The following is a 21,789-nucleotide window of genomic DNA, read 5'->3' as shown; positions in this document are numbered from 1 at the left end:
CTTAACGTCAGTCCATGACGATGAGGTCAAGATACGGCGCGGCAGCGGCGGCTCTCCTGCTCGCCGCCTCACTCACCGCGTGCGGTGACGACGACGGCGGCGAGTCCGGGGACGGCACCCTCACGGTGTGGAGTCTGGAGAACCTGACCGACCGGGTCCAGGCGACCCAGCGGATCGTCGACCGGTTCACCGCGGAGACCGGCATCCCGGTCAAGCTGGTGGCGACCGACGAGAACCAGTTCAGCAGCCTGATCACCTCGGCCGCGGCGGCCGGCACCCTGCCCGACGTGGTGGGGGCGCTGCCGCTGGCCGCGGTGGCGCAGATGGCGACCGGGGAACTGGTCGACACCGAGGCCAACAAGGCCGTGGTCGACCAGCTCGGCGCCGGCACCTTCGCGGCCCGGGCCCTCGAGCTGACCAGCTCGGACGGCGCTCAGCTCGCGGTGCCCTCGGACGCCTGGGCGCAGCTGCTCTTCTACCGCAAGGACCTGTTCTCCGCGGCCGGGCTGGCGCCGCCGGACACGTACGACGCGATCCGCGCGGCGGCGCAGCGGCTGAACTCGAAGGACGTCGCCGGCATCACCCTGGCGACGGTCGGCAACGACGCCTTCACCCAGCAGACGTTCGAGAACCTCGCGCTCGGCAACAACTGCCAGCTGGTGGACGACGCGAAAGCCGTCCAGCTCGACTCGCCGGCCTGCGTAGAGACGTTCCAGCTCTACTCCGACCTGCTGAAGAACTACTCCGTCCCGGGCGCCCAGGACGTCGACACCACCCGGGCCACCTACTTCGCCGGCAAGGCGGCCATGGTGGTCTGGTCGTCGTTCCTGCTCGACGAGCTGGCCGGGCTGCGCAACGATGCGCTGCCCACCTGCCCGCAGTGCAAGAGCGACCCCACCTGGCTGGCGAAGAACACCGGCGTGGTGACCGCGGTGTCCGGCCCGCAGGGACAGCCGGCCCAGTTCGGCGAGATCACCAGCTGGACCATCACGAACGGCGGGCCGCGCACCGACGCGGCGAAGCGGTTCGTCGCGTACATGATGAACGAGGGATACACCGACTGGCTCGGCATCGCGCCGGAGGGCAAGATCCCGGTTCGCGACGTCGCCGCGGAGGCCTGGAGCAAACTGCCGGCCGGCGTCGACACCAAGAAACCGCTTGCCGATTTCTATCCCGCCGAGTTGCTCACCGCGCTGCGTAAGAGCCCGGAGTCGTTCCAGCGCTGGGGCTTCCCGCAGAAGCAGGGCACGCTCGTCGGCGCGACCCTCGGTGAGCTGCCGGTACCCAAGGCGATCAACAGTCTGGCCGGCGGGGAGCTGGACGCGGCCGGCGCCGCGGAGCGGGCGGCGGAGGACGTCAAGACGATCCAGAAGTCCCTGGAGTGAGCGTCGTCTCGAAGGACCGGGTCGCCGTCGAGCAGCCGCCCGGCAAGAAGCCGCTCACCGCCCGTCAGCGGGAGAACCGCGCCGGCCTGGCGTACCTGTCGCCGACTCTCATCGTCGTCCTGGTCGTCGTCGTGCTGCCGATCCTCTGGACCGTCATGCTGGCGTTCCAGCGGATCCGGCTGATCAACCTGCGCCGGGCCGGGGTGTTCGGCGACTTCACCCTGGCCAATCTGGAACTGGTCCTCACCTCGCCGGGCTTCTGGTCGTCGCTGTGGACCACCGTGGTCTACACGGTCGGCTCCACGTTCGGCTCGATCGTGCTGGGGCTGATCGCCGCGCTCGCGCTGCGCGGCCGCTTCCGCGGCCGGACGCTGGTCCGGGGCTCGGTGCTCCTGCCTTACGTCGCGCCCGTGGTGTCCGTGGCCTTCGTGTGGAACGTGCTGCTGAGCCCCCAGTTCGGGCTGGCCAACGACTGGGGCGTGCGGTTCCTCGGCTGGGACCGCCCGATCGCCTTCCTCAGCCAGCGGGAGTACGCCTTCGACCTGCTCGGCTGGCACATCGAGGTGCCGCTAGCCCTGCTCACCGTCATCGCGTTCGAGTCCTGGCGGTACTTCCCGTTCGCGTTCCTGTTCCTGCTGGCCCGGCTGCAGGCGGTGCCGAACGAGCTGGAGGAGGCGGCCCGGGTGGACGGCGCCGCACCCACCCAGGCCTTCCGGCACATCGTGCTGCCGCAGCTGGCCGCGGTGATCGCACTGCTCAGCGTGCTGCGGTTCATCATGACGTTCAACAAGTTCGACGACGTCTATCTGCTCACCGGCGGCGGCGCGGGGACCGAGGTGGTGAGCGTCCGGGTGTACGAGTTCCTCACCGCCCGCTTCGACATCGGCGCGGCGGCCGCGCAGGCGCTGGTCCTGGCGGCCGGTCTGGTCGTGCTGCTCGCGATCTATCTGCGCTTTCTGGCGCCACGCGTGGAAGGGGACGAGCAGTGAGAGACCGGGCAACCGTCGAGGCACGGGTCCTGAGCGTCCTCCGCCCGATAGTGATCATCTGCCTCGTGGTGGCGACCCTCTTCCCGTTCCTCTACATGCTGCTGCTCTCCGTCCGCCCGATCGAGACGCTGCTGCAGAACCCCGGGCAGCTCTGGTTGTCACCGTCGGAGTGGACCACCAGCACGTACCGCGAGGTGCTCACCTCCGCCGAGGAGGGCGGACAGGGGTTCCTGCGCTTCCTGGCGAACTCGGCGATCGTGTCGCTGGCGGCCACCGCGCTGACGCTGCTCGTGTCGATCCCCGGGGCGTACGCGGTCAGCCGTCTGCGGTTCACCGGCCGCCGCCAGGTGCACTTCCTGTTCCTGTCGGTCTATCTCTTCCCGTCGATCCTGCTGGCCATCCCGCTGTTCGTGCTCTTCACCCGGCTGGGCCTGCGCGGGTCGCTGGGTGGGCTGACGATGGTGTACATCGCGCAGACCGTCCCGGTGTCGATCTACATGCTGCGCAACTACCTCGCCACGATCCCGAAGAGCCTGGAGGAGGCCGCCGCGGTCGACGGGTACAGCCGCCTGCAGACGCTGCGCAAGATCATCCTTCCGCTGGCGGCGCCGGCCGTGATGGCGAACGCGCTCTACGTCTTCATGATCGCGTGGAACGAGTTCCTGTTCGCCCTGCTCTTTCTGGTCGAGGATCGCGCCGACTGGACCGTCTCGCTGGGCCTGGCGCAGCTCTCCGGCGGCATCGAGGTCAGCAAGACCGTCCTGATGGCCGGTTCCGTGGTGCTCACGCTGCCGATTGTGATCATCTTCTTCGCGGCCGAGCGCCTGCTGACCGAGGGACTCACGGCCGGTGCGGATAAGGGATGACGCGGTCACGGTGAGTGATTGTTTGGCGGTAACCCGCAGAAGATGAATAATCTTGTGCGCTGGCCCCCCTCCCGATGCTGCGTCCGCGCCGCGCTGACCGATACTTGGCGGACCGTTCGGCGGCCACCGCAGCTCGGGCCCCCCTGAGAGGACACCTATCGCGATGCGCAAGTCTTTGGTCGCTCTGGTCGCCGCCGGCCTGCTGACATCGATGTCACTCACTGCCTGTGACGATGGCTCCGAACCCGGTGACAACGACAGTGGTTCGGCGGCCACCGCGACCGGTGCGAAGACGTCCGGCAAGGGCGGCATCGGCGTGGTGCTGCCGGACACCAAGAGCTCGCAGCGGTGGAAGACCGACGACCCGAGGTACCTCGAGCGAGCCTTCAAGGCCGCCAAGGTGCCCTACGACATCCGCAACGCCGAAGGCGACAAGGAACAGTTCAAGCGCATCGCGGCCGACATGGTCGACAAGGGCGTCAAGGTGCTGATCATCGCCAACCTGGACCCGGCCAGCGGCAAGGCGGCGATCGACAACGCCAAGGCCCGCGGCGTCTCGGTCATCGACTACGACCGGCTGACCCTCAACGGCGGCGCCGACTACTACGTCAGCTTCGACAACCACAAGGTCGGCCAGCTCCAGGCCCAGTACCTGAAGCAGTGCCTGACCGCGAAGAAGGCCCAGAACCCGATCATCGCCGAGCTCAACGGGTCGCCCACGGACAACAACTCGCGGCTGTTCAAGGACGGCTACGACGAGGTCCTCCAGCAGATGTACGACACGGCGAGCTACACCAAGGGCCCGGACCAGTGGGTGCCCGACTGGGACAACGACGAGGGCCGCGAGATCTTCGCGCAGATGCTCAGCCAGTACCCGAACATCGGCGGCGTGCTCGCCGCCAACGACGGCCTCGGCAACGCGGCCATCGAGGTGCTGCGGGAGAAGAACCTCAACGGCCAGGTGCCGGTGACCGGCCAGGACGCGACCGTCCAGGGCCTGCAGAACATCCTTCGCGGCGACCAGTGCATGACGGTCTACAAGTCGATCGAGAAGGAGGCGAACGAGGCCGCCAGCCTGGCGATCCAGCTCTTCAAGGACGGCAAGCCGCCGACCACGGACAAGCTGAAGGACCCGGAGTCCGGCCTCTACATCCCGTTCGTCAGCCTCGACCCGCAGCCCATCACCGCCAAGAACATGAAGACCGTGTTGAACGATGGTTTCGTCGAGCTCAAAGACCTGTGCACGCCGGAGCTCCGCAAGGCCTGCGAGCGCGCCAAGCTGCAGTAACCACCCTTCAGGCGAGGGCCGGTCAGCCGGCCAGCCGGATCCGCACCCGGCGGTTCTGCCGGCCCTTGCTCTCCACCTTGACCACCTCGACCCGTCCGACCTGGGCGGTCGAGGCGACATGCGTCCCGCCGTCGGCCTGCACGTCCAGGCCGACGATGTCGATCACCCGGATCTCCGGGCTCTCCAGCGGCGGCAGGGCGTCCTGGGTGCGCACCAGCGTCGGGATGGCCAGGGCCTCCTCGCGGGGCAGCACCCGCGCCACGATCTTGCGATCGGCGGCGATCTCCGCGTTCACCGCGTCCTCCAGCGACTGCTTGAACCCGGGCGGCACCTCCGGCAGGTTGAAGTCCATCCGCGCCTCGCCGGGCTGCATGTTGCCGCCGGTCACCAGCGCGCCGAAGTCGCGGAACACGGTCCCGCAGAGGATGTGCAGGCCGGAATGCGTGCGCATCAGGCTGCTGCGCCGCTCGTCGTCGATCGCGCCGCGCACCGTCGTCCCCACGGCGGGCACCGGGTCACCCGGCGCCGGAATCAGGTAGAGGTCGTCGCCCTTGCGGGTGTCGACGATCCGGGTCTGCACACCCTCCCAGAGCAGCACCCCGTGGTCCGGTGGCTGCCCGCCGCCACCCGGATAGAAAGCCGACCGGTCCAGGACGATGCCGCCCTCCGGGTCGGACGCGAGCACGGTGCAGTCCCAGGTGCGCAGGGTCGGGTCGGCCCAGTCCAGACGTTCGGTCATGAAACCCGACCTTAGCGGCTGTCCCGGCATGCGGAGACAATGCGGTGATGAGCACGACCGGACCGGGGAAGCGGCGGCCTCGACGCGCGCCTCGACTGCGTCTCCCGGAGCTGGGCCCCGCACCAGCGGCTGCACGTCGGTGACCTCGCCTGGTCGCACGCCGGCGGCGACGGCGGCCCGGCCCCCGGCATGAGCCTGGCCTGGGGCGATCCCCTCCACGGATTCGCCGACGTATGGCCCGCGGAACCGGCCGCGGCGCTCCATCTGAGTCCCGCGGGGACCCGGCGCGCATCAAGCGGATGCTCGACCTGCCGGTCACCGGGAACGAGCCCGGCTCGAAGTACTCGATCGACAAGCACCTGGCCGTGCTCGGCACCCCGCCGTACCGCCGGGAACTCGACCTGGTCGTCGAAGCGGCCGACGGGTCGCTCGCCGGGTACGGTCTGGGCTGGTTCGACCCGCGGTCGAGGTCGGTCCTGTTCGAGCCGGTCGGCACCGCGCCCGAGCACGCCCGCCGCGGCCTGGCCCGAGCCCTGTGTGCCGAGATGCTGCGCCGCGCCCGCGGGTCGGCCCGCGGGGCGACGACGCCTATCCGGTGCCCCGCAGGCTCTACGAACAGCTGGGGATGCGCGAGGTCGGTCAGGTCGTCAGGTTCGCCTCAGGCCAGTAACTCCCGCACGCGGGGGATCACCTGCGTGCCGTACAGCTCGACGCAGGTCATCAGCCGGTCGTGCGGCAGGGTGCCGTGCGAGTACTTCAGGTCGAAACGCTGGATGCCGAGCGCGCTCACCGTGGCCGCGATCTTCTGCGCCACCGTCTCCGGGGAGCCGACGTGCCACGCGCCGCCGGTGACGTCGGCCTGGAAACGGTCCCGGGTCATCGGCGGCCAGCCGCGCTCGCGGCCGATCCGGTCCAGCATCCGCCGGGCGTGCGGCCAGAGCACGTCGACCGCCTCCTCGTCGGTGGCGGCCACGAAGCCGGGGCAGTGCACCGACACCGGCTGGGACGGCTGCTCCAGCTCCTTGAGGGCCCGGTGGTACAGCTCGACGTAGGGCGCGAACCGGGCCGGCTCGCCGCCGATGATCGCCAGGACCAGCGGCAGGCCGTACCGGGCGGCGCGGACCACGGACTCGGGGCTGCCGCCGACGCCGATCGAGGCGCGGATCCGGCCGGACTCGGTCTTCGGATAGACCTCCTGGTCACGCAGCGGCGGGCGGACCGTGCCCTCCCAGGTCACCGGGCCCTCACCGAGCAGATGCGTCATCAGGTCCAGCTTCTCGCTGAACAGCCGCTCGTAATCGGCCAGGTCGAAGCCGAAGAGCGGGAACGACTCGGTGAACGAGCCGCGACCCAGGATGATCTCGGCACGGCCGTTCGCGACGGCGTCGAGGGTGGCGAAACGCTCGAAGACCCGTACCGGATCGTCGGAGCTGAGAACGGTGACCGCCGTGCCCAGGGTGATCCGCTCGGTCCGGGCGGCGATCGCCGCCAGGACGATCTCCGGCGCGGAGATCGCGTAATCGTCGCGGTGGTGCTCACCGACGCCGAAGGCGTCGACGCCGAGCCGGTCGGCCAGCGCCGCCTGCTCCACCACGTTCCTGATCACCTCGGCGTAGGGGAGGCGCTTGCCGTCCTCGCCGACGGTGACGTCGCCGAAGGTATCGAGACCGAATTCCACCCGTCGATCTTAGCGACGGCCCTTCAGGCGCCGGCCCATCTCCCGGGCGATCTCCTTCTGGGCGTCGCGCTCGGCCATCACCTGCCTCTTGTCGTACGACTTGAGCCCGCGCGCCACCCCCAGCTCCACCTTGGCCCAGCCGTCCTTGAAATAGAGCGACAGCGGCACCAGCGTCAGGCCCTGCCCGTTCCCCAACTGGTTCAAGATCTTGATGATCTCCGCCTTGTGCAGCAGCAGCTTGCGGGTGCGGCGCGGGGCGTGGTTCGTCCAGCTGCCGAAGCCGTACTCCGCGATGTGCAGCCCGTAGAGCATGATCTCGCCCTCGTGCTCCTGGGCGAACGTGTCGACCAGCGACACGCGGCCCAGGCGCAGCGACTTCACCTCGGTCCCGGCCAGCACCAGACCCGCCTCGTACGTCCGCAGGATCGCGTAGTCGTGACGCGCCTTCTTGTTCGAGGCGATCAGCTTGGTCCCGGTCTCGCGAGGCATGATCAGGCGACGCCCGGGACGGCGGGATCAACCGGGATCGAGCGGCGCATCGAGTACGTGACGCTGCTCAGTCGGTGCGGTTCGTCCTTCACATGGATGGCCGCCCGGTCGTACGCCTGCCAGCCGGCCGCACCCGCCCGGTTCAGATGCTGGATGTCGTCGAAGCGCTCGTCGGTGCCCCAGCGCAGCACGCCACCCGGGTGGTGGAAGGTCGCGGTCCAGTCCATGTAGCGGTCACCGCCGAGGGTGCCCGCAGCGCGGTATTCCAGCCGTGCGTATTCCCAGTTGTCCACCGGATGATTATGACGTCCGGTTCGCCGCTTCGCGCGTCAGCTCGGGCCGGGCGTCAGCGTGCGGCCGTTCAGGTGGTCGAAACCGGCCTTGACCAGGTCACCGAGCACGGCCTGGTCGACGTCGGCGAGCCGCTTGAGATAGAGGCAGGACTTCCCGGTGCGGTGCGGCCCGAGGCGGCCCAGCAGCTCGGCGTATCCGTCGAACCCGGCCGAGACGTAGAGCGTCAGCGCCTGCTTGCGGGGCGAGAGCCCGACGGCGGGCCAGTCGCCCTCCCGGCCGGTGGCATAGACGTAGTGGTACGTGCCGAAGCCGATGATCGAGCTGCCCCACATGGTGGGCCGGCTGTTCGTCGCGGCGGCCATCAGCTCGGTGGCGGCGGCCGCGTCGGCCCGGCGCTGCTCGTCGGGGACGCTTGCGAGGAAGGCCGCCACGTCGTCGTCGTTGCGCTGTGTCTTCAGCTCGGCCATGGGTGTCAGCGTAGGCCTGGGCCGGCGTTGGCCACAGTCCCCGGAGGGGCTGGCTCTCCGCGCCGAGGCGCTCAGACCTTTCGCGAACCACCCGAACGCGTCCAGAACAGTCCCGCGAGCCGGCCGCGAACCAAGAGCCGACCCCCACAGCTGCCCGCAGACTGAAGGACAGCCCTGAGAGCCGGCCGAGGAGGAACGCCGGCGTCAGGAGATGGCCGCGGCCACCGCCGGATACCACCTATCCGCGATTTTCACGTTGCCGGCGTCGTTCGGGTGCACTCCGTCGTAGGTGTCGGTCGCCGTGTTGAAGCCGGTCCACTGGTCCACCACCGTGATCGGTGACGCGGCCGTGCTCAGCGACGCCGCCCACCCCGGGATGGCCGCGTTCAACGTGACCACCCGCTGTCCACAATCCGCGCAGGTCGGCGGGTTGAGCGGAATGATCTGCGCGACGATGATCTTCATGTTCGGGTTGGCGGCGCGCATCTGCCCGACCAGCCGGGTGTACGCGGCCAGGATCGTCGTGGCGGGGATGTTGCTCCACGCGTCGTTGGTTCCGAAGTGCATCAGCACCACGTCCGGGTCGGTCGCGTCCAGCCAGCCGACCAGCTGGTTCTGGTTGGCGACGTTGGTGACCAGGAAACCGCCGTGCCCTTCGTTCTCGCCGTCGTAGGCGAAACCGCAGCCCTGCCCGGGCAGCGTCCCGACGAAGTCGACCTCGGCGGCGGGCAGCTTCTGCCAGAGGTACGCCCGCCAGCAGCCGGGCGAGCCGGTGATCGAATCCCCGAGCGCCATGATCTTCGTCGGCCCGTCCGCCGGGGGAGTGGAGGTGGACGGCGACGGTGACGAGGGCGACGACGGCGCTACTCCACCGGTGCAGGCCACCCCGTTGAGGGTGAACGCGGACGGCGCCGGGTTGGAGCCGGTCCAGGAGCCGTTGAAGCCGAAGGACGCCTTCCCGCCGGTGGCGACGGATCCGTTCCAGCCGGCGTTACGGACCGTTACCGTCGACCCGGACTGGGTCACCGATCCGTTCCACAGCTGACTGATCGTCTGGCCGGCGGTGAACGTGAACACCAGCGACCACGACGGCACCGGATCACCGAGGTTGGTGACTTCCACGTTCGCGCCGAAGCCGCCCGACCACTGGGACGCCACGGTGTATTTCACCGAGCAGCCGGCGGCAGCGTCCGCCCTGGTCGCAGTGGCGATGGCAGCGGTGGCGAGGAGTGCGGCGGCGGCGCCGAGAGCGGTGAGTCTTCGTCGGTGCATGGGATGCCTCCACGGGTGTTCTTGACGAGCGTGCGCGAACGGCGCACGCTGGGAGCGCTCCCATTAACGCACATCGATGTGAGGTTGGAGAATGGCGCAGAGCAGAACCGTCGCCGGAGCCGTGGCCGCCGTCCTGGCCGCGGGATTTCCGGCGATCGGCCCGGCGCGGGCCGCGCCCCCACCGCCCCCGCTCACCGACGGTAAGCAGCGCGAGGCGCTCGACCGCGGTCTGATCAGCGTCCGGTCCACCGCCGGCAACCTGGTCAGCTGGCGGCTCCTCGCGAGCGATCCGGCGGGCGTCACCTTCAACCTCTATCGAGGCTCGACCCGGATCGCCACCACGTCGGTGACCAACCATCTGGACAGCGGCGCGGCCGCCGGCCAGGCGTACACCGTACGTCCCGTGGTGAACGGCGTCGAGCAGGCGGCCTCGTCGACCTCGCTGAGCTTCGCCGACGGTTACCTGGACGTCCCGATCCAGAACCCGAACAGCGCGCTGTACGCCGCCAACGACGCCTCCACCGGCGATCTGGACGGCGACGGCCGGCTCGACCTGGTCCTCAAGTGGGAGCCGCTGAACGCCAAGGACAACTCGCAGTCCGGCGTCACCGACCCGGTCTACCTCGACGGGTACCGGCTGGACGGCACCCGGCTGTGGCGGATCAACCTGGGCCGCAACATCCGGGCCGGCGCGCACTACACCCAGTTCCAAGTCTTCGACTACGACGGCGACGGCCGGGCCGAGGTGGCCATGAAGACCGCCGACGGCACCACCTCCGGCACCGGGCAGGTGATCGGCAACGCGAGCGCCGACCACCGCAACTCCAGCGGGTACGTGCTGGCCGGCCCGGAGTTCCTGACCGTCTTCGACGGCCGGACCGGGGCGGTCCGGTCCACCGTCGACTACGTCCCGCCGCGCGGCACCGTGAGCAGCTGGGGCGACTCGTACGGCAACCGGGTGGACCGCTTCCTGGCCGGCACCGCCTATCTGGACGGGCAGCGGCCGAGCATCATCATGGCCCGCGGTTACTACACCCGCAGCGTTGTCGTCGCCTGGGACTTCCGCAACGGTGCGCTGACCCGGCGCTGGACGTTCGACAGCAACAGCTCCACCAACCCCGGCACCGCCGGCCAGGGCAACCACCAGCTCTCGGTGGCCGACGTGGACGCCGACGGTCGGGACGAGATCGTCTACGGCGCGCTGGCCATCGACGACAACGGCGCCCGGCTGTGGAACACCGGCCACGGGCACGGCGACGCCCTGCACGTCGGCGATCTGGACCCGAGCCGGGCCGGTCTCGAGGTGTTCAAGGTCAGTGAGGACGCCGGCAAGCCGTCCTCGTGGTTCGCCGAGGCCCGGACCGGCCGGGTCATCTGGTCCACGCCGGCCGCCGGCGACAACGGCCGGGGCGTCTCGGCGGACATCTGGGCCGGCAGCCCGGGCGCCGAGTCCTGGTCCTCGGCCCCGGCGGGGGTGCGCTCACCGTCCGGCGCGGTGGTCTCCAGCCGCAAGCCTGGCTCGTCCAACTTCGTCATCTGGTGGGACGGCGACGCCCAGCGGGAGCTGCTCGACCAGACCCGCATCGACAAGTACGGCACCGCCGCCGACACCCGCCTGCTGACCGCCTCCGGGGTGCACTCGAACAACGGCACCAAGGCCACCCCGTCGCTCTCCGCCGACCTGCTCGGCGACTGGCGCGAGGAGGTCATCTGGCCCACCACCGACAACACCCGGCTGCGGATCTACAGCACCCCGGTGGCGACCGGCCTGCGCGTCGTCACGCTGATGCACGACATCCAGTACCGCACCGCGATCGCCTGGCAGAACACCGCCTACAACCAGCCGCCGCACCCGAGCTTCTCGATCGGCTGACAGAACACCCCGGGGCGTGGGGAGTGAGACTGGGGAACGGGACTCGGGCCCCACGCCGACGAACCCGGGGGCAGTGCGGAGGCGGGTTGGGAACGGGCCCGGCTCCGCGCGCCGGCCGGGGGTGGATGGTGGGTCACCGCCCCTGGAGCAGGCCCGCACCGCCCAGGTCACGGATGGAGGCGTCCAGGACCTGGGCGGTGTGGGCCAGGGCGATCGACGAGCCCTGGCGGCGCACCGCGGCGGCCACCTGCATCAGGCACCCCGGGTTGGCGGTGACCAGCAGCTCCGCGCCGGTCGCCAGGACCGCGGCGGCCTTGCGGTCACCCAGCTCGGCCGCCGGGACCGGGTTCAGCACGTTCCACACGCCGGCCGAGCCGCAGCAGATCTCGGCCTCCGCGATCGGCCGGACCTGGAGACCGGGAATGCCGGCGAGCAGCGCGCGGGGCTGGTCGCGCACCCCCTGCGCGTGCCCGAGATGGCAGGCGTCGTGATAGGCCACGGTCAACGGCAGCGGATGCCGGGTCGCCACCGGGCCCAGCTCCACCAGCAGTTCGGTCAGGTCGCGTACCTTCGCCGTGAACGCAGCGGCCCGCGCCGCATAGGCCGGGTCGTCGGCGAGCAACTCGTCGTACTCCTTGAGCGACGACCCGCACCCGGCCGCGTTCACCACGAAGTAATCCATCCCGGTCGTCTCGAAGGTGTCGATCAGCTTCCGGGCGAACCGCTGCGCCTCGGCCCGGCGCCCGTTGTGCACGCTCAGCGCCCCGCAACACCCCTGGCCGGGCGGGATCAGCACGTCACAGCCCTCGGCTGCCAACACCCGTACGGTCGCCGAGTTGACGTCCGGGAAGAACGCCGACTGGACACATCCGGTCAGCATGCCCACCACCGCACGCCGTGTCCCGCGGGCCGGCACGCGAGCCGGCGGCTTCGGCACGCTGCGCAGCCGCGGCGCCAGCGACTCGAGGGCGGCGAGGCCGGGTGCCAGTCGGCGCAGGAGGCCGGTGCGGCCGACGAGCTTCTGCAGACCCCAGCTCTGGTACGCCCGAAGCGGTCCCCGCAGCAGCCGGAGCCGCTTCGGGTACGGGAACAGCGCGAAGATGGCCGCCCGCAGGGCCCGGTCCCGCGGCCCGCGCTGGTGCCGGCGCTCCACCTGGGCCCGGGTGTCCTCGATCAGCCGGTCGTACCGCACCCCGGACGGGCACGCCGTCACGCATGCCATGCACCCGAGACAGTTGTCGAAGTGCTCGACCATCGAGTCGCTCAGCGGCTCGCCGTCCAGGCCCTGCCCGATCAGGTGGATGCGGCCGCGCGGCGAGTCCATCTCCTCGCCCCACAGCACGTACGTCGGGCACGTGGTCAGGCAGAACCCGCAGTGCACGCAGTCCGACACCAGGTCGGCGCGCGGCGGATGGTCGCCGTCGAAGGCCGGCTCACCACCGGGCCTGCCGACCTTCTCCGCGGCGCGCAACGCGTCCGGCGGCGGCTCCCCGGTCCCGTGCGTAGCGTCCACATCAGTCACGTCAACCCCCTCGAACCGCGTGTGAAGTTGTGGTGCGTCCCGAACCCGAAGTTCACACGCCGGGCCGGACGTTCGTTGTGTGTGAAGTTGTGGTGCGTATCGAACCCGAAGTTCACACGCCGGGCTGGACGTTCGTTGTGTGTGAAGTTGTGGTGCGTGTCGAACCCGAAGTTCACACGGTGGGGTGGGGCTTCGGGTGGGGGCATCAGATGCCGCCGACGAAACGGCCGGGCGCGAATCGGTTGGCCGGGTCGAACTGGGCCTTGACCCGGCGCATCAGATCGAGACCCGGCACGGGACCCCAGATGTCCAGGGCGTCCCGGACGTCCGGCCGCGCGGTCAGCACCACCGCGTGCCCGCCGGCCCGCACCGCCGCCGCGCGCAGCAGCTCGACCCGGCAGTGCGCCTCGGCGGCCCCGTTCGCCGGGATGGCCGCGTAGAGCACGCCCGCCCCGGCCGAGCCGGTGACCGTGGCGCCCGCACCCACCGCGGTGGCGACGAGCGCCGGGACCTGGGAGAGCACGCCGGTCAGCTTCACCGTCACGTCGTCGCGCGGCGGCACGCCCCACCACGGCGGCGGCTCCTCGCTGATCTCCCCGCCGTCGAGCAGCCCGGCGACCAGCGCCGCCCGGTCCCGGGTGCCGGCCGCGGTGCCTTCGAGCAGGACGGCGATCTGCGGGTCGGCGCCGGGGCCGGCGTGCACCTCGATCGCACTGGCCGCCACCTGGGCGCCGAGGATCCGCGCGGTGTGGCCGGGCGGTGCGGTGGCGCGGACGAACAGGGTCGCGGCCGCCACCGGATGCAACCGGAACACGCACTCGGTGATCAGGCCCAGGGTGCCGAAGGAACCGGTGTAGAGCTTGCCCAGGTCGTACCCCGCCACATTCTTCACCACCTTGCCGCCGGCCTTGGCGACCTTCCCGTCCGGCCGGACCACGGTGATGCCGATCAGCAGGTCGCGTGCGGTGCCGTAACGCAGCCGGCGCGGCCCGCTGTCGTTCGCCGCGACCGTGCCGCCCGCCGTCGCGCCGTCCGGCGCGTCCAGCGCCAGCTGCTGGCCGGGCAGCGCGTGCAGCTCGGCCATCGGCGTGCCGGCCCGGACCACGGTGATCAGGTCCCCGGCGGCGTGCTCGACCACCCCGGTCAGCCGCCGGGTGTCGATGATCAGGTCGAGGTGGCGCGGGGGAGTGCCCTGGTCCAGTTTCGTGCCGCCGCCGCGGACCACCACGCTGAGGTCCTGCGCGTCGGCGACCAGCGCGGCCGCCTCCGCGGTGGACCTCGGCGCCGCGACGAGGCGGGCCGGGACGCCGCCCACCACGTCGTCATCGCTCGCCTCGACCGCGAGCTCGTCGAGCGCGCCCATGTCAGAAGACCTCCGCGCCGTCGTGGGAGAAAGCGCCCTGCCGGCGTCCGGGGCGTTCCCCGCACAGCCGTGGCGTGGGGAAGACCTTGCCGGGGTTGGCGAGGCCGTCCGGGTCGAAGGCGCACCGCAGCAGCTGCATGGTGTCGAGGTCGGTGTCGGTGAACATGCGCGGCATGTACCGGGCCTTGTCCACGCCGACGCCGTGCTCCCCGGTGATCGAGCCGCCGTGCTCGATGCAGAGGTCGAGGATCGCGCCGGAGACCGTCTCGGCGCGCTCCGCCTCGCCGGGCACGCCGGCGTCGAAGAGGACCAGCGGGTGCAGGTTGCCGTCGCCGGCGTGGAAGACGTTGGCGACGCGCACCCCGTGCTCGGCGGCGACCTCGTTCATCCGGCGCAGCACCTCGGGCAGCGCGGTCCGCGGGATCACCCCGTCCTGCACGATGTAGTCCGGGCTGATCCGGCCGACCGCGGCGAACGCCGACTTGCGGCCGCGCCAGATCAGCTGCCGTTCGCCGTCGTCGGCGGCCACCCGGGTCTCGAACGCGCCGGCCTCGTCGCAGAGCCGGCTGACCTGCTCGAACTGGGCTTCGACCTCGGCGGCCGGCCCGTCCAGCTCGACGATCAGCACGGCCCCGGCACCGGGCGGATAGCCGCAGCTCACCGCGGACTCGGCGGCCTCGATGGAGAGCGCGTCCATCATCTCGATCGCGGCCGGCACCACCCCGGCCGCGATGATCGCCGAGGTGGCGGCGCCGGCCTGGTCGGTGGAGGTGAACGCGGCGAGCAGCGTGCGCACCGTCTCCGGCAGCCGGGTGAGGCGCACGGTCACCTCGGTGGCGACCCCGAGCGTGCCCTCCGAGCCGACGAACGTGCCGAGCAGGTCGTACCCCGGGGTGTCCGGAGCGGCGCCGCCCAGCTGGACCTGCTCGCCGTCGGGGGTGACCACCCGCAGGCCGGTCACGTGGTTGGTGGTGAAGCCGTACTTCAGGCAGTGCGCGCCGCCGGAGTTCTCCGCCACGTTGCCGCCGATCGAGCAGATCTGCTGGCTGGACGGGTCCGGGGCGTAGTAGTAGCCGTGCGGGGTGGCGGCCGTGGTGACCTGCAGGTTGATCACGCCGGGTTCGACGACGGCGCGTTCGTCGGCGGGGCGCACCTCGACGATCCGGCGCAGCTGCGACGTCACGATCAGCACCCCGTCGGCGTGCGGGAGGGCGCCGCCGGACAGACCGGTGCCGGAGCCGCGGGCGACGAACGGGACCTTCGCGTCGACGCATGCGCGGACGACCGCGGCGACCTGGGCGGCGGTGCGGGGCAGGACGGCCAGCGCCGGGATCACCCGGTAGTTCGCGAGGCCGTCACACTCGTACGTCCGGAGCTGTTGCCGGTCGGTGAGCACCTGCCCGGCCGGTATCTCGGCCCGCAGCCGGGCGGCCAGCGCATCGACATCGGCCATCGGGCACCTCCTCCGGCGTCGTCGCCTGTCGTCACGCTATCCGTGATCCGCCGCCCGCGCGACGGGTGACTCGCGACGGGATCGACCCTGGGTGAGCATGTGGTGGCGGCGCGTCGCGCTTTTTCCGATGGCGTCGTGGTCTGTCAAGATGGCCCGATGTTTCCCCGGACCCGCCGCGCCGCGATCAGTGCCGTCGTCACCGCCGCCTGCGTGTTCGCGCTGCTCACCGGCTGCAGCGACGACGAGCCCGACCCGGCGCCGGAGGACGCCCTGATCGGTGTCACCACGATGCGGGGCGCGTTCCTCCAGGCCGCCGAGGTCGGCCCGACCTGGAAGGCGCCCACCGAGAGCGCGGACGCGAACCAGATGGTCAGCTTCTGCGGCGGCACCAGCACCCCGCCGCAGGCGCCGCCCGGCGCCCAGCTGGTCTCGGCGTCGCTCGCCGACGAGGGCAGCAAGGGCGCGCAGACGCTGCACCAGACCGCGCTGGTCTATCCGGACGCCGCGGCGGCCGCCGCCGGCCAGGAGCTGCTCAAGGCGGTCGCCGACAAGTGCCCGCCGTCGGTGACCGTGCCGCAGACCACCACAGCGGACCGCAACGAACCGGCCTACACCGAGACTGTCGAGGTCCGGCCGGTCGACGAGGCGGGCTGGTCCGGTTTCGTGATCGTCCGGCACAAGCTGTACGACTCCACGCACCCGGGCACCGCGGACACCGCGGTGGCCGTGCTGACCAGCCGCAACGTCGTGCTCGTCGACACCTACGCGGTGTACCGGCTGGACAACGCGAGCCCGTCGCCGAACTTCGAGAACGACTGGAAGCGCCTCGTCGGCACGGTGGTCCAGCGGGTGGGTTAGCCGGGATTGCGAGTCGCCCGCGCTTGGTCTAATGTTCGCTCTGCGCCGTTGCGAGTTCTTCCCCCGTGGAATTCGCAGCGGCGCCCTTATTTTCCCGGCCGGGTTCCGGCGCCGGAACCGGCATCCCCCGACTGTCCGATGGGGACTCAACCGTCCCGGTGGTGTTTCTTGAGCGCTGCTCCAAGCTCGCCTAGGCTTCTGATCGGCCCATCAACCTCAGTTTACGTCTGGCCCGCATCGGGGGATGTGCATCGGCGTCGCCGCTGCTCATGGCCTGCGTGAGGTGAGCGGGGGTCCGGCGGGAGGTGGTGCGGGATGGCCGGGACAGCGGGGGTCTTCTCGATCGCCGAGAAGCTGGACCGGCTCTTCCGCGCCACCGGCCGTCCGGAGCCGAGTTACATGGCGGTCGCCGAGGCGATCCGGGCGGGCCAGGGCGTTCCCATCTCGCACACCTACATCTGGCAGCTGCGCACCGGCCGCCGGGACAACCCGACTGTTCAGCATCTGACGGCGCTCGCCACCTTTTTCGGGGTGCCGGTGGCGTATTTCCTGGACGACGAGACCACCGACCGGGTCGACGGTCAGCTGTCGCTGTTGCGGACCCTGCGGGACGCCGGGGTGACCGAGATGGCGCTGCGCGCCGCCGACGTGTCACCCGGCGCGCGCGAGACGATCAACGAGCTGATCCGTCAGGTGTGGGAGTCCGAGCACCCCGGACCTCGGTGACGATCCGCCGGTACGCCCTGCTCACCTCGCACAGCCAGGCGATCTCGTCGGCCATGTCCGGCCCGACCGGCGCCCACGGCCGCGGCGGGCCCGCCGCCGGCGCACCGGCGGCCAGCCGTTGCAGCGCCACCGCGATCGCCCGGGCCTCGGCGGCCGCCGGCTCGGCGTCGCCGATCGCGGACCGGGCCGGCAGGTGGTCGCGCAGGGCCAGCATCCCGTCCCGGATCTCGATCACCCGCCGGTAGAGACGCAGCCGCACGCCGGCCACCCCGCGCAGCTCCACCGCCGAGCGCGCCGGCCGCCACAGGACCATCTCCGGACAGGCGCGCCGCATCGCGTTCCACAGCGGCCGCAGCGCCAGCAGTGTCCGGTACGCCCGGAGCACGGTCCACAGCCGGGCCGGCCGGGGTGCGGCCAGGAACGAGCGCAGCACGCGGACCGCCCGGCTGAGCACGTCACCGCGCACCGGCGCCCCGCCGGCCCGGATCACCGAGGCGAGCGTCTCGGCCTCGCGTTCCTGCGCGGTGGTGTGCCCGGCCCGGCCGAGCACCCGGGCCACCAGGGCCGGATCGAGGTCGGGGAAGAGCCGCGCCCGGTCGGTGGTGTGCCCGCAGAGGATGTGCGCGATCTCGTGCAGCACGATGTGCTCGGTGTGCAGCGGCGACGTTCCGGGGTCGTAGAAGACGTAGTCGGCGCCGGGCAGACCCAGCCAGAGGCCGCACGGCGCGTCCGGGCGGGGACCGGGCAGCGGGAGGCGGTGCAAGGGACGGCCGCGGGCCGCCGCCACCTCGGCGCAGAGCAGATCGAGATCGAAGGGGTACGGGACGCGGATGCCCCGGAGCTGCCGGGCGCTCCGCCGGCGCAGTGCCGCCATTCCCTTCATTCCCTGCATTGCCGAAACGCTACCTCGCCCCATCGACTTGCTCATATGTGCTCGATGAGAGCGCTAACCGAACAGGGTCTTCCGTGCAGGTGTGGAAAACCCCACCGGACTGTTAACTATTCACCGGCGTCACGCTTAGCCTTACGAATCCCGGGGCAGGAAACACTTCTGGCCGCGGATTCTTAACCGGAGGTGGGTGCGGCATGAAGTTCGTCTACGACTTCCACGAGGGCAACAAGGACCTCAAAGACCTGCTGGGTGGCAAGGGCGCCAATCTCGCGGAGATGACGAACCTGGGCCTGCCCGTTCCTCCCGGCTTCACGATCACCACCGAGGCGTGCCAGCAGTACCTGCGCCACGGCACGCACGCCGACGGGCTCGCCGCCGAGATCGACGAGCATCTCGCCACCCTGGAACGCGACATGGGACGCCGGCTCGGCGACCCGGCCGACCCGCTGCTCGTCTCGGTGCGCTCCGGCGCCAAGTTCTCGATGCCCGGCATGATGGAGACCGTCCTCAACGTCGGGCTCAACGACGAGTCCGTCGACGGGCTGTCCCGCCAGGCCGGCGGCAACGACCGGTTCGCCTGGGACTCGTACCGGCGGCTCATCCAGATGTTCGGCAAGACCGTCTGCGACGTGCCCGGTCACGAGTTCGAGGACGCGCTGCACGAGGCGAAGACGGCCAAGGGCGTCAAGGACGACGTCCAGCTCGACGCCGACGACCTCAAGGCACTGGTCGGGGCGTACAAGAAGGTGTTCGTCAAACACACCGGCCACGACTTCCCGCAGGACCCGCGCGAGCAGCTGGACCTGGCCGTCGAGGCGGTCTTCCGGTCGTGGAACGCCGACCGTGCCGTCCTCTACCGGCGCCAGGAGCGCATCCCCACCGACCTGGGCACCGCGGTCAACGTGGTCGCCATGGTGTTCGGCAACCTCGGTGCGGACTCCGGCACCGGCGTCGCCTTCACCCGCGACCCGGCCACCGGGGAGCAGGGCGTGTACGGCGACTATCTGTCCAACGCCCAGGGCGAGGACGTCGTCGCCGGCATCCGCAACACGCTGTCGCTGGCCGACCTGGAGCGGCTCGACAAGAAGTCGTACGACGAGCTGATGCAGATCATGGCCACCCTCGAAGGTCACTACCGGGACCTGTGCGACATCGAGTTCACCATCGAGCGCGGCAAGCTGTGGATGCTGCAGACCCGGGTCGGCAAACGCACCGCGGCCGCCGCCTTCACGATCGCCGCGCAGCTCATCGACGAAGGCGTGATCGACCTCGACGAGGCGCTCACCCGGGTCACCGGCGCACAACTGGCGCAGCTGATGTTCCCGCGCTTCGACCTGTCGTCGTCCCCGGAGTCGATCACGCGGGGCGTCGGCGCGTCACCCGGCGCCGCGTACGGCGAAGTGGTCTTCACCGCCCAGCACGCCGTCGAGGTGGCCGCCGAGGGCCGGCCGGTCATCCTGGTCCGCCGCGAGACCAACCCGGACGACCTGCCCGGCATGATCGCCGCCAACGGCATCCTGACCAGCCGGGGCGGCAAGACGTCGCACGCCGCCGTGGTCGCCCGCGGCATGGGCAAGACCTGCGTCTGCGGCGCCGACGAGATGGAGGTCGGCCGGGACTCGTTCACCGTCGGCGCGCACACCGTCCGCGAGGGCGACATCGTCTCGGTCGACGGCACCACCGGCCGGGTCTACCTCGGCGAGGTGCCCGTGCGCCCCAGCGAGGTGGTGCAGTACTTCGAGGGTGACCTCGACCCGGCCCAGGCCAACGACCCGCTGGTCGGCGCCGTGCACCGCATCCTCACGCACGCCGACGCCAAGCGCGCGCTGACCGTGCGCACCAACGCGGACACCGGCACGGACGCCGCCCGGGCGCGGCGTTTCGGGGCGCAGGGCATCGGGCTGTGCCGCACCGAGCACATGTTCCTCGGCGACCGGCGCGAGCTGGTGGAACGGCTGATCCTGGCGCGTACCGAGACCGAGCGCAACGAGGCCCTGGCCGCCCTGCAGCCGCTGCAGCGCGCCGACTTCCTGGAGATCTTCCGGGAGATGAACGGGCTGCCGGTGACCATCCGGCTGATCGACCCACCGCTGCACGAGTTCCTGCCGCCGCTGGAGGAGCTGGCGGTGCGCGTCGCCGTCCAGCACGAACACGGCCGGCGCGTCGAGCACGACGAGAAGCTGCTCGCCGCCGTGCGCAGGATGCACGAGCAGAACCCGATGCTGGGCCTGCGCGGCGTACGCCTCGGACTGGTCATCCCCGGCCTGTTCGCGATGCAGGTCCGTGCCATCGCCGAGGCCGCGGTGGCGCTTGCCGCGGAGGGTGGCCGGCCACGCCCGGAGATCATGGTTCCGCTGGTCGGCGCGGTCCAGGAACTCGAGACGGTACGCACCGAGGCCGAGAAGATCATTGCCGAGGTGGTGGGCGAATCCACCGGCGTCGAGGTTCTGATCGGCACGATGATCGAGGTGCCACGGGCGGCGCTGACGGCCGGCGAGATCGCCGAGGCCGCCGAGTTCTTCTCGTTCGGCACCAACGACCTGACCCAGATGGCCTGGGGCTTCTCCCGCGACGACGTCGAGGGCGCGTTCTTCTGGCGCTACCTGGAGCTCGGCATCTTCGGCATCTCCCCGTTCGAGTCGATCGACGCCGCCGGGGTGGGCCGGCTGGTGCGGATCGCCGCGGAGGAGGGGCGGGCCGCTCGCCCAGGACTGAAGCTCGGCGTGTGCGGGGAGCACGGCGGGGACCCGGACTCGGTGCACTTCTTCCACGAGGTGGGGCTCGACTATGTGTCGTGCTCGCCGTTCCGGGTGCCGATCGCGCGCCTGGAAGCGGGCCGCGCGGCGGTGCAGTCGGAGGGCTCCGACCACCGCTGAGCCCGGCGGCGGGGGTGCGTGGCGGCCGGGCCGCGCACCCGGGCCGTGCACCGCTACCCACTCCCGTCGCGCCACCGCGCCGCGCCGCGTCGCGCACCGTCCCCGCGTCGCACCCCGTCGCGCCCCGCCGCGCCGCCGTCCCTGCGTCGCGCCGCGGCGGGGCGCGCCGCCGTCCCCGCGTTGCGCCCCGCCGTCCGCGTTACCCGACCGGGTGGAGCCCCTCGGGCGGGGAAGGGAATTGTCGGTGGGGAGGTCTAGCGTTCCTGAGGAGAAGGCAACGATCGATCGATCTTCGAAGGAGCTGTCATGACATCCCAGCTCAACCCCTACCTGACGTTCAACGGCAACGCGCGCGAGGCGATGGAGTTCTACCGCACCGTTCTTGGCGGCGAGCTGACGGTCACCACGTTCGGCGAGTTCGGCACCCCCGATCCGGGCATCAAGGACCAGCTGATGCACTCCCGGCTGGACACGACCGAGGGGCACACGCTGATGGCTTCCGACTGCCCGCCCGGCATGGAGTTCCAGCCCGGCACCACGATGACCGTCAGCCTGACCGGCGGCGCGGGCGACGGTCTGCGGGCGGTGTGGGATGCGCTCGCCGAGGGCGGCACCGTGCAGGTCCCGCTGGAGAAGCAGATGTGGGGTGACGAGTTCGGTCAGCTGGTCGACCGGTTCGGCGTCCCGTGGATGGTGAATATCAGCGCAGAGTGACCTGTCGGCAGTCACGCGGTGCGACCGCGATGTGGGATGTCCTAC

The 21,789-nt window shown here is 70.9% G+C and carries 19 protein-coding genes and 1 pseudogene; 10 read left to right on the top strand and 10 right to left on the bottom strand.

The features are described 5' to 3' along the window. The first annotated feature begins 14 nt into the window (after positions 1-14). The 4 genes from AC0NH5_RS20440 to AC0NH5_RS20425 all read left to right on the top strand — a co-directional run bounded on the left by AC0NH5_RS20440 (position 15) and on the right by AC0NH5_RS20425 (position 4,528). Positions 15-1,385 (top strand): ABC transporter substrate-binding protein, encoded by a 1,371-nt coding sequence (locus AC0NH5_RS20440; protein WP_474406087.1) that lies wholly within the window; start codon positions 15-17, stop codon positions 1,383-1,385. Beyond that, entirely contained in the window at positions 1,382-2,374 is a 993-nt protein-coding gene (locus AC0NH5_RS20435) for a carbohydrate ABC transporter permease (RefSeq protein WP_474406084.1), read from the top strand. The genes AC0NH5_RS20440 and AC0NH5_RS20435 overlap by 4 nt, the downstream gene beginning before the upstream one ends. Then, the gene (locus tag AC0NH5_RS20430; protein ID WP_474406082.1) at positions 2,371-3,240 is read left to right on the top strand and encodes a carbohydrate ABC transporter permease; all 870 of its coding nucleotides are present in this window, start codon (positions 2,371-2,373) and stop codon (positions 3,238-3,240) included. Before AC0NH5_RS20435 ends, AC0NH5_RS20430 begins: the two co-directional genes overlap by 4 nt. Positions 3,241-3,403: 163 nt before the next feature. Beyond that, positions 3,404-4,528: a sugar ABC transporter substrate-binding protein gene (locus AC0NH5_RS20425; protein ID WP_474406080.1), complete on the top strand. Its 1,125-nt coding sequence runs from the start codon at positions 3,404-3,406 to the stop codon at positions 4,526-4,528. 22 nt (positions 4,529-4,550) lie between these two features. Here the strand turns inward: AC0NH5_RS20425 and AC0NH5_RS20420 are convergent, their stop codons facing one another. Continuing rightward, the gene (locus AC0NH5_RS20420; protein ID WP_474406078.1) at positions 4,551-5,267 is read right to left on the bottom strand and encodes an alanyl-tRNA editing protein; all 717 of its coding nucleotides are present in this window, start codon (positions 5,265-5,267) and stop codon (positions 4,551-4,553) included. Positions 5,268-5,500: 233 nt separating this feature from the next. Here AC0NH5_RS20420 and AC0NH5_RS20415 point away from each other — a divergent pair. Continuing rightward, positions 5,501-5,824 (top strand): annotated as a pseudogene (locus AC0NH5_RS20415) (GNAT family N-acetyltransferase); the annotation flags it as partial. 101 nt (positions 5,825-5,925) lie between these two features. Here the strand turns inward: AC0NH5_RS20415 and AC0NH5_RS20410 are convergent. From AC0NH5_RS20410 to AC0NH5_RS20390, 5 genes are all read right to left on the bottom strand, one after another. Then, positions 5,926-6,945, bottom strand: coding sequence for an LLM class flavin-dependent oxidoreductase (locus AC0NH5_RS20410; RefSeq protein ID WP_474406076.1), 1,020 nt, complete (start codon positions 6,943-6,945; stop codon positions 5,926-5,928). 9 nt (positions 6,946-6,954) lie between these two features. Further along, positions 6,955-7,434, bottom strand: coding sequence for an SsrA-binding protein SmpB (gene smpB / locus AC0NH5_RS20405; protein ID WP_474406073.1), 480 nt, complete (start codon positions 7,432-7,434; stop codon positions 6,955-6,957). A gap of 2 nt (positions 7,435-7,436) precedes the next feature. Further along, complete coding sequence (locus AC0NH5_RS20400; protein ID WP_474406070.1) at positions 7,437-7,727, bottom strand: hypothetical protein; 291 nt, start codon at positions 7,725-7,727, stop codon at positions 7,437-7,439. A gap of 36 nt (positions 7,728-7,763) precedes the next feature. After that, entirely contained in the window at positions 7,764-8,195 is a 432-nt protein-coding gene (locus AC0NH5_RS20395; protein WP_474406068.1) for a DUF1801 domain-containing protein, read from the bottom strand. Positions 8,196-8,399: 204 nt separating this feature from the next. After that, the gene (locus tag AC0NH5_RS20390; protein WP_474406066.1) at positions 8,400-9,467 is read right to left on the bottom strand and encodes a cellulose binding domain-containing protein; all 1,068 of its coding nucleotides are present in this window, start codon (positions 9,465-9,467) and stop codon (positions 8,400-8,402) included. 91 nt (positions 9,468-9,558) lie between these two features. Here AC0NH5_RS20390 and AC0NH5_RS20385 point away from each other — a divergent pair, with 91 nt between their 5' ends. After that, positions 9,559-11,340: a rhamnogalacturonan lyase gene (locus AC0NH5_RS20385; RefSeq protein ID WP_474406063.1), complete on the top strand. Its 1,782-nt coding sequence runs from the start codon at positions 9,559-9,561 to the stop codon at positions 11,338-11,340. A 133-nt stretch (positions 11,341-11,473) separates the two neighbouring features. Here AC0NH5_RS20385 and AC0NH5_RS20380 read toward each other — a convergent pair whose 3' ends face one another. The 3 genes from AC0NH5_RS20380 to AC0NH5_RS20370 form a co-directional block, all read right to left on the bottom strand. Next, entirely contained in the window at positions 11,474-12,862 is a 1,389-nt protein-coding gene (locus AC0NH5_RS20380; RefSeq protein WP_474406061.1) for a (Fe-S)-binding protein, read from the bottom strand. Positions 12,863-13,067: 205 nt separating this feature from the next. Then, positions 13,068-14,225 carry an FAD-binding oxidoreductase gene (locus AC0NH5_RS20375; RefSeq protein WP_474406058.1) on the bottom strand — a complete coding sequence of 386 codons (1,158 nt, stop codon included), beginning with the start codon at positions 14,223-14,225 and terminating at the stop codon, positions 13,068-13,070. A gap of 1 nt (position 14,226) precedes the next feature. Next, on the bottom strand, positions 14,227-15,678 hold the full coding sequence (locus AC0NH5_RS20370) for an FAD-linked oxidase C-terminal domain-containing protein (protein WP_474406056.1): 1,452 nt from the start codon (positions 15,676-15,678) through the stop codon (positions 14,227-14,229). 156 nt (positions 15,679-15,834) lie between these two features. Between AC0NH5_RS20370 and AC0NH5_RS20365 the strand changes: the two genes are divergently transcribed. Beyond that, entirely contained in the window at positions 15,835-16,536 is a 702-nt protein-coding gene (locus AC0NH5_RS20365; protein ID WP_474406055.1) for a hypothetical protein, read from the top strand. A 315-nt stretch (positions 16,537-16,851) separates the two neighbouring features. Beyond that, positions 16,852-17,262 carry a helix-turn-helix domain-containing protein gene (locus AC0NH5_RS20360; protein WP_474406054.1) on the top strand — a complete coding sequence of 137 codons (411 nt, stop codon included), beginning with the start codon at positions 16,852-16,854 and terminating at the stop codon, positions 17,260-17,262. Here AC0NH5_RS20360 and AC0NH5_RS20355 read toward each other — a convergent pair. Beyond that, positions 17,210-18,154, bottom strand: a complete 945-nt coding sequence (locus AC0NH5_RS20355) for a DUF6545 domain-containing protein (protein WP_474406051.1) — start codon at positions 18,152-18,154, stop codon at positions 17,210-17,212. The two genes, AC0NH5_RS20360 and AC0NH5_RS20355, sit on opposite strands and share 53 nt — an antisense overlap. Positions 18,155-18,348: 194 nt before the next feature. Between AC0NH5_RS20355 and ppdK the strand changes: the two genes are divergently transcribed. After that, entirely contained in the window at positions 18,349-21,030 is a 2,682-nt protein-coding gene (ppdK, locus tag AC0NH5_RS20350) for a pyruvate, phosphate dikinase (protein WP_474406050.1), read from the top strand. A gap of 306 nt (positions 21,031-21,336) precedes the next feature. Beyond that, positions 21,337-21,744 (top strand): VOC family protein, encoded by a 408-nt coding sequence (locus AC0NH5_RS20345; protein ID WP_474406048.1) that lies wholly within the window; start codon positions 21,337-21,339, stop codon positions 21,742-21,744. Positions 21,745-21,789: the final 45 nt, after the last annotated feature.

The sequence above is a fragment of the Actinoplanes sp. 13 genome, assembly GCF_056134165.1.
This window is presented reverse-complemented; position numbering and strand designations above follow the sequence as displayed.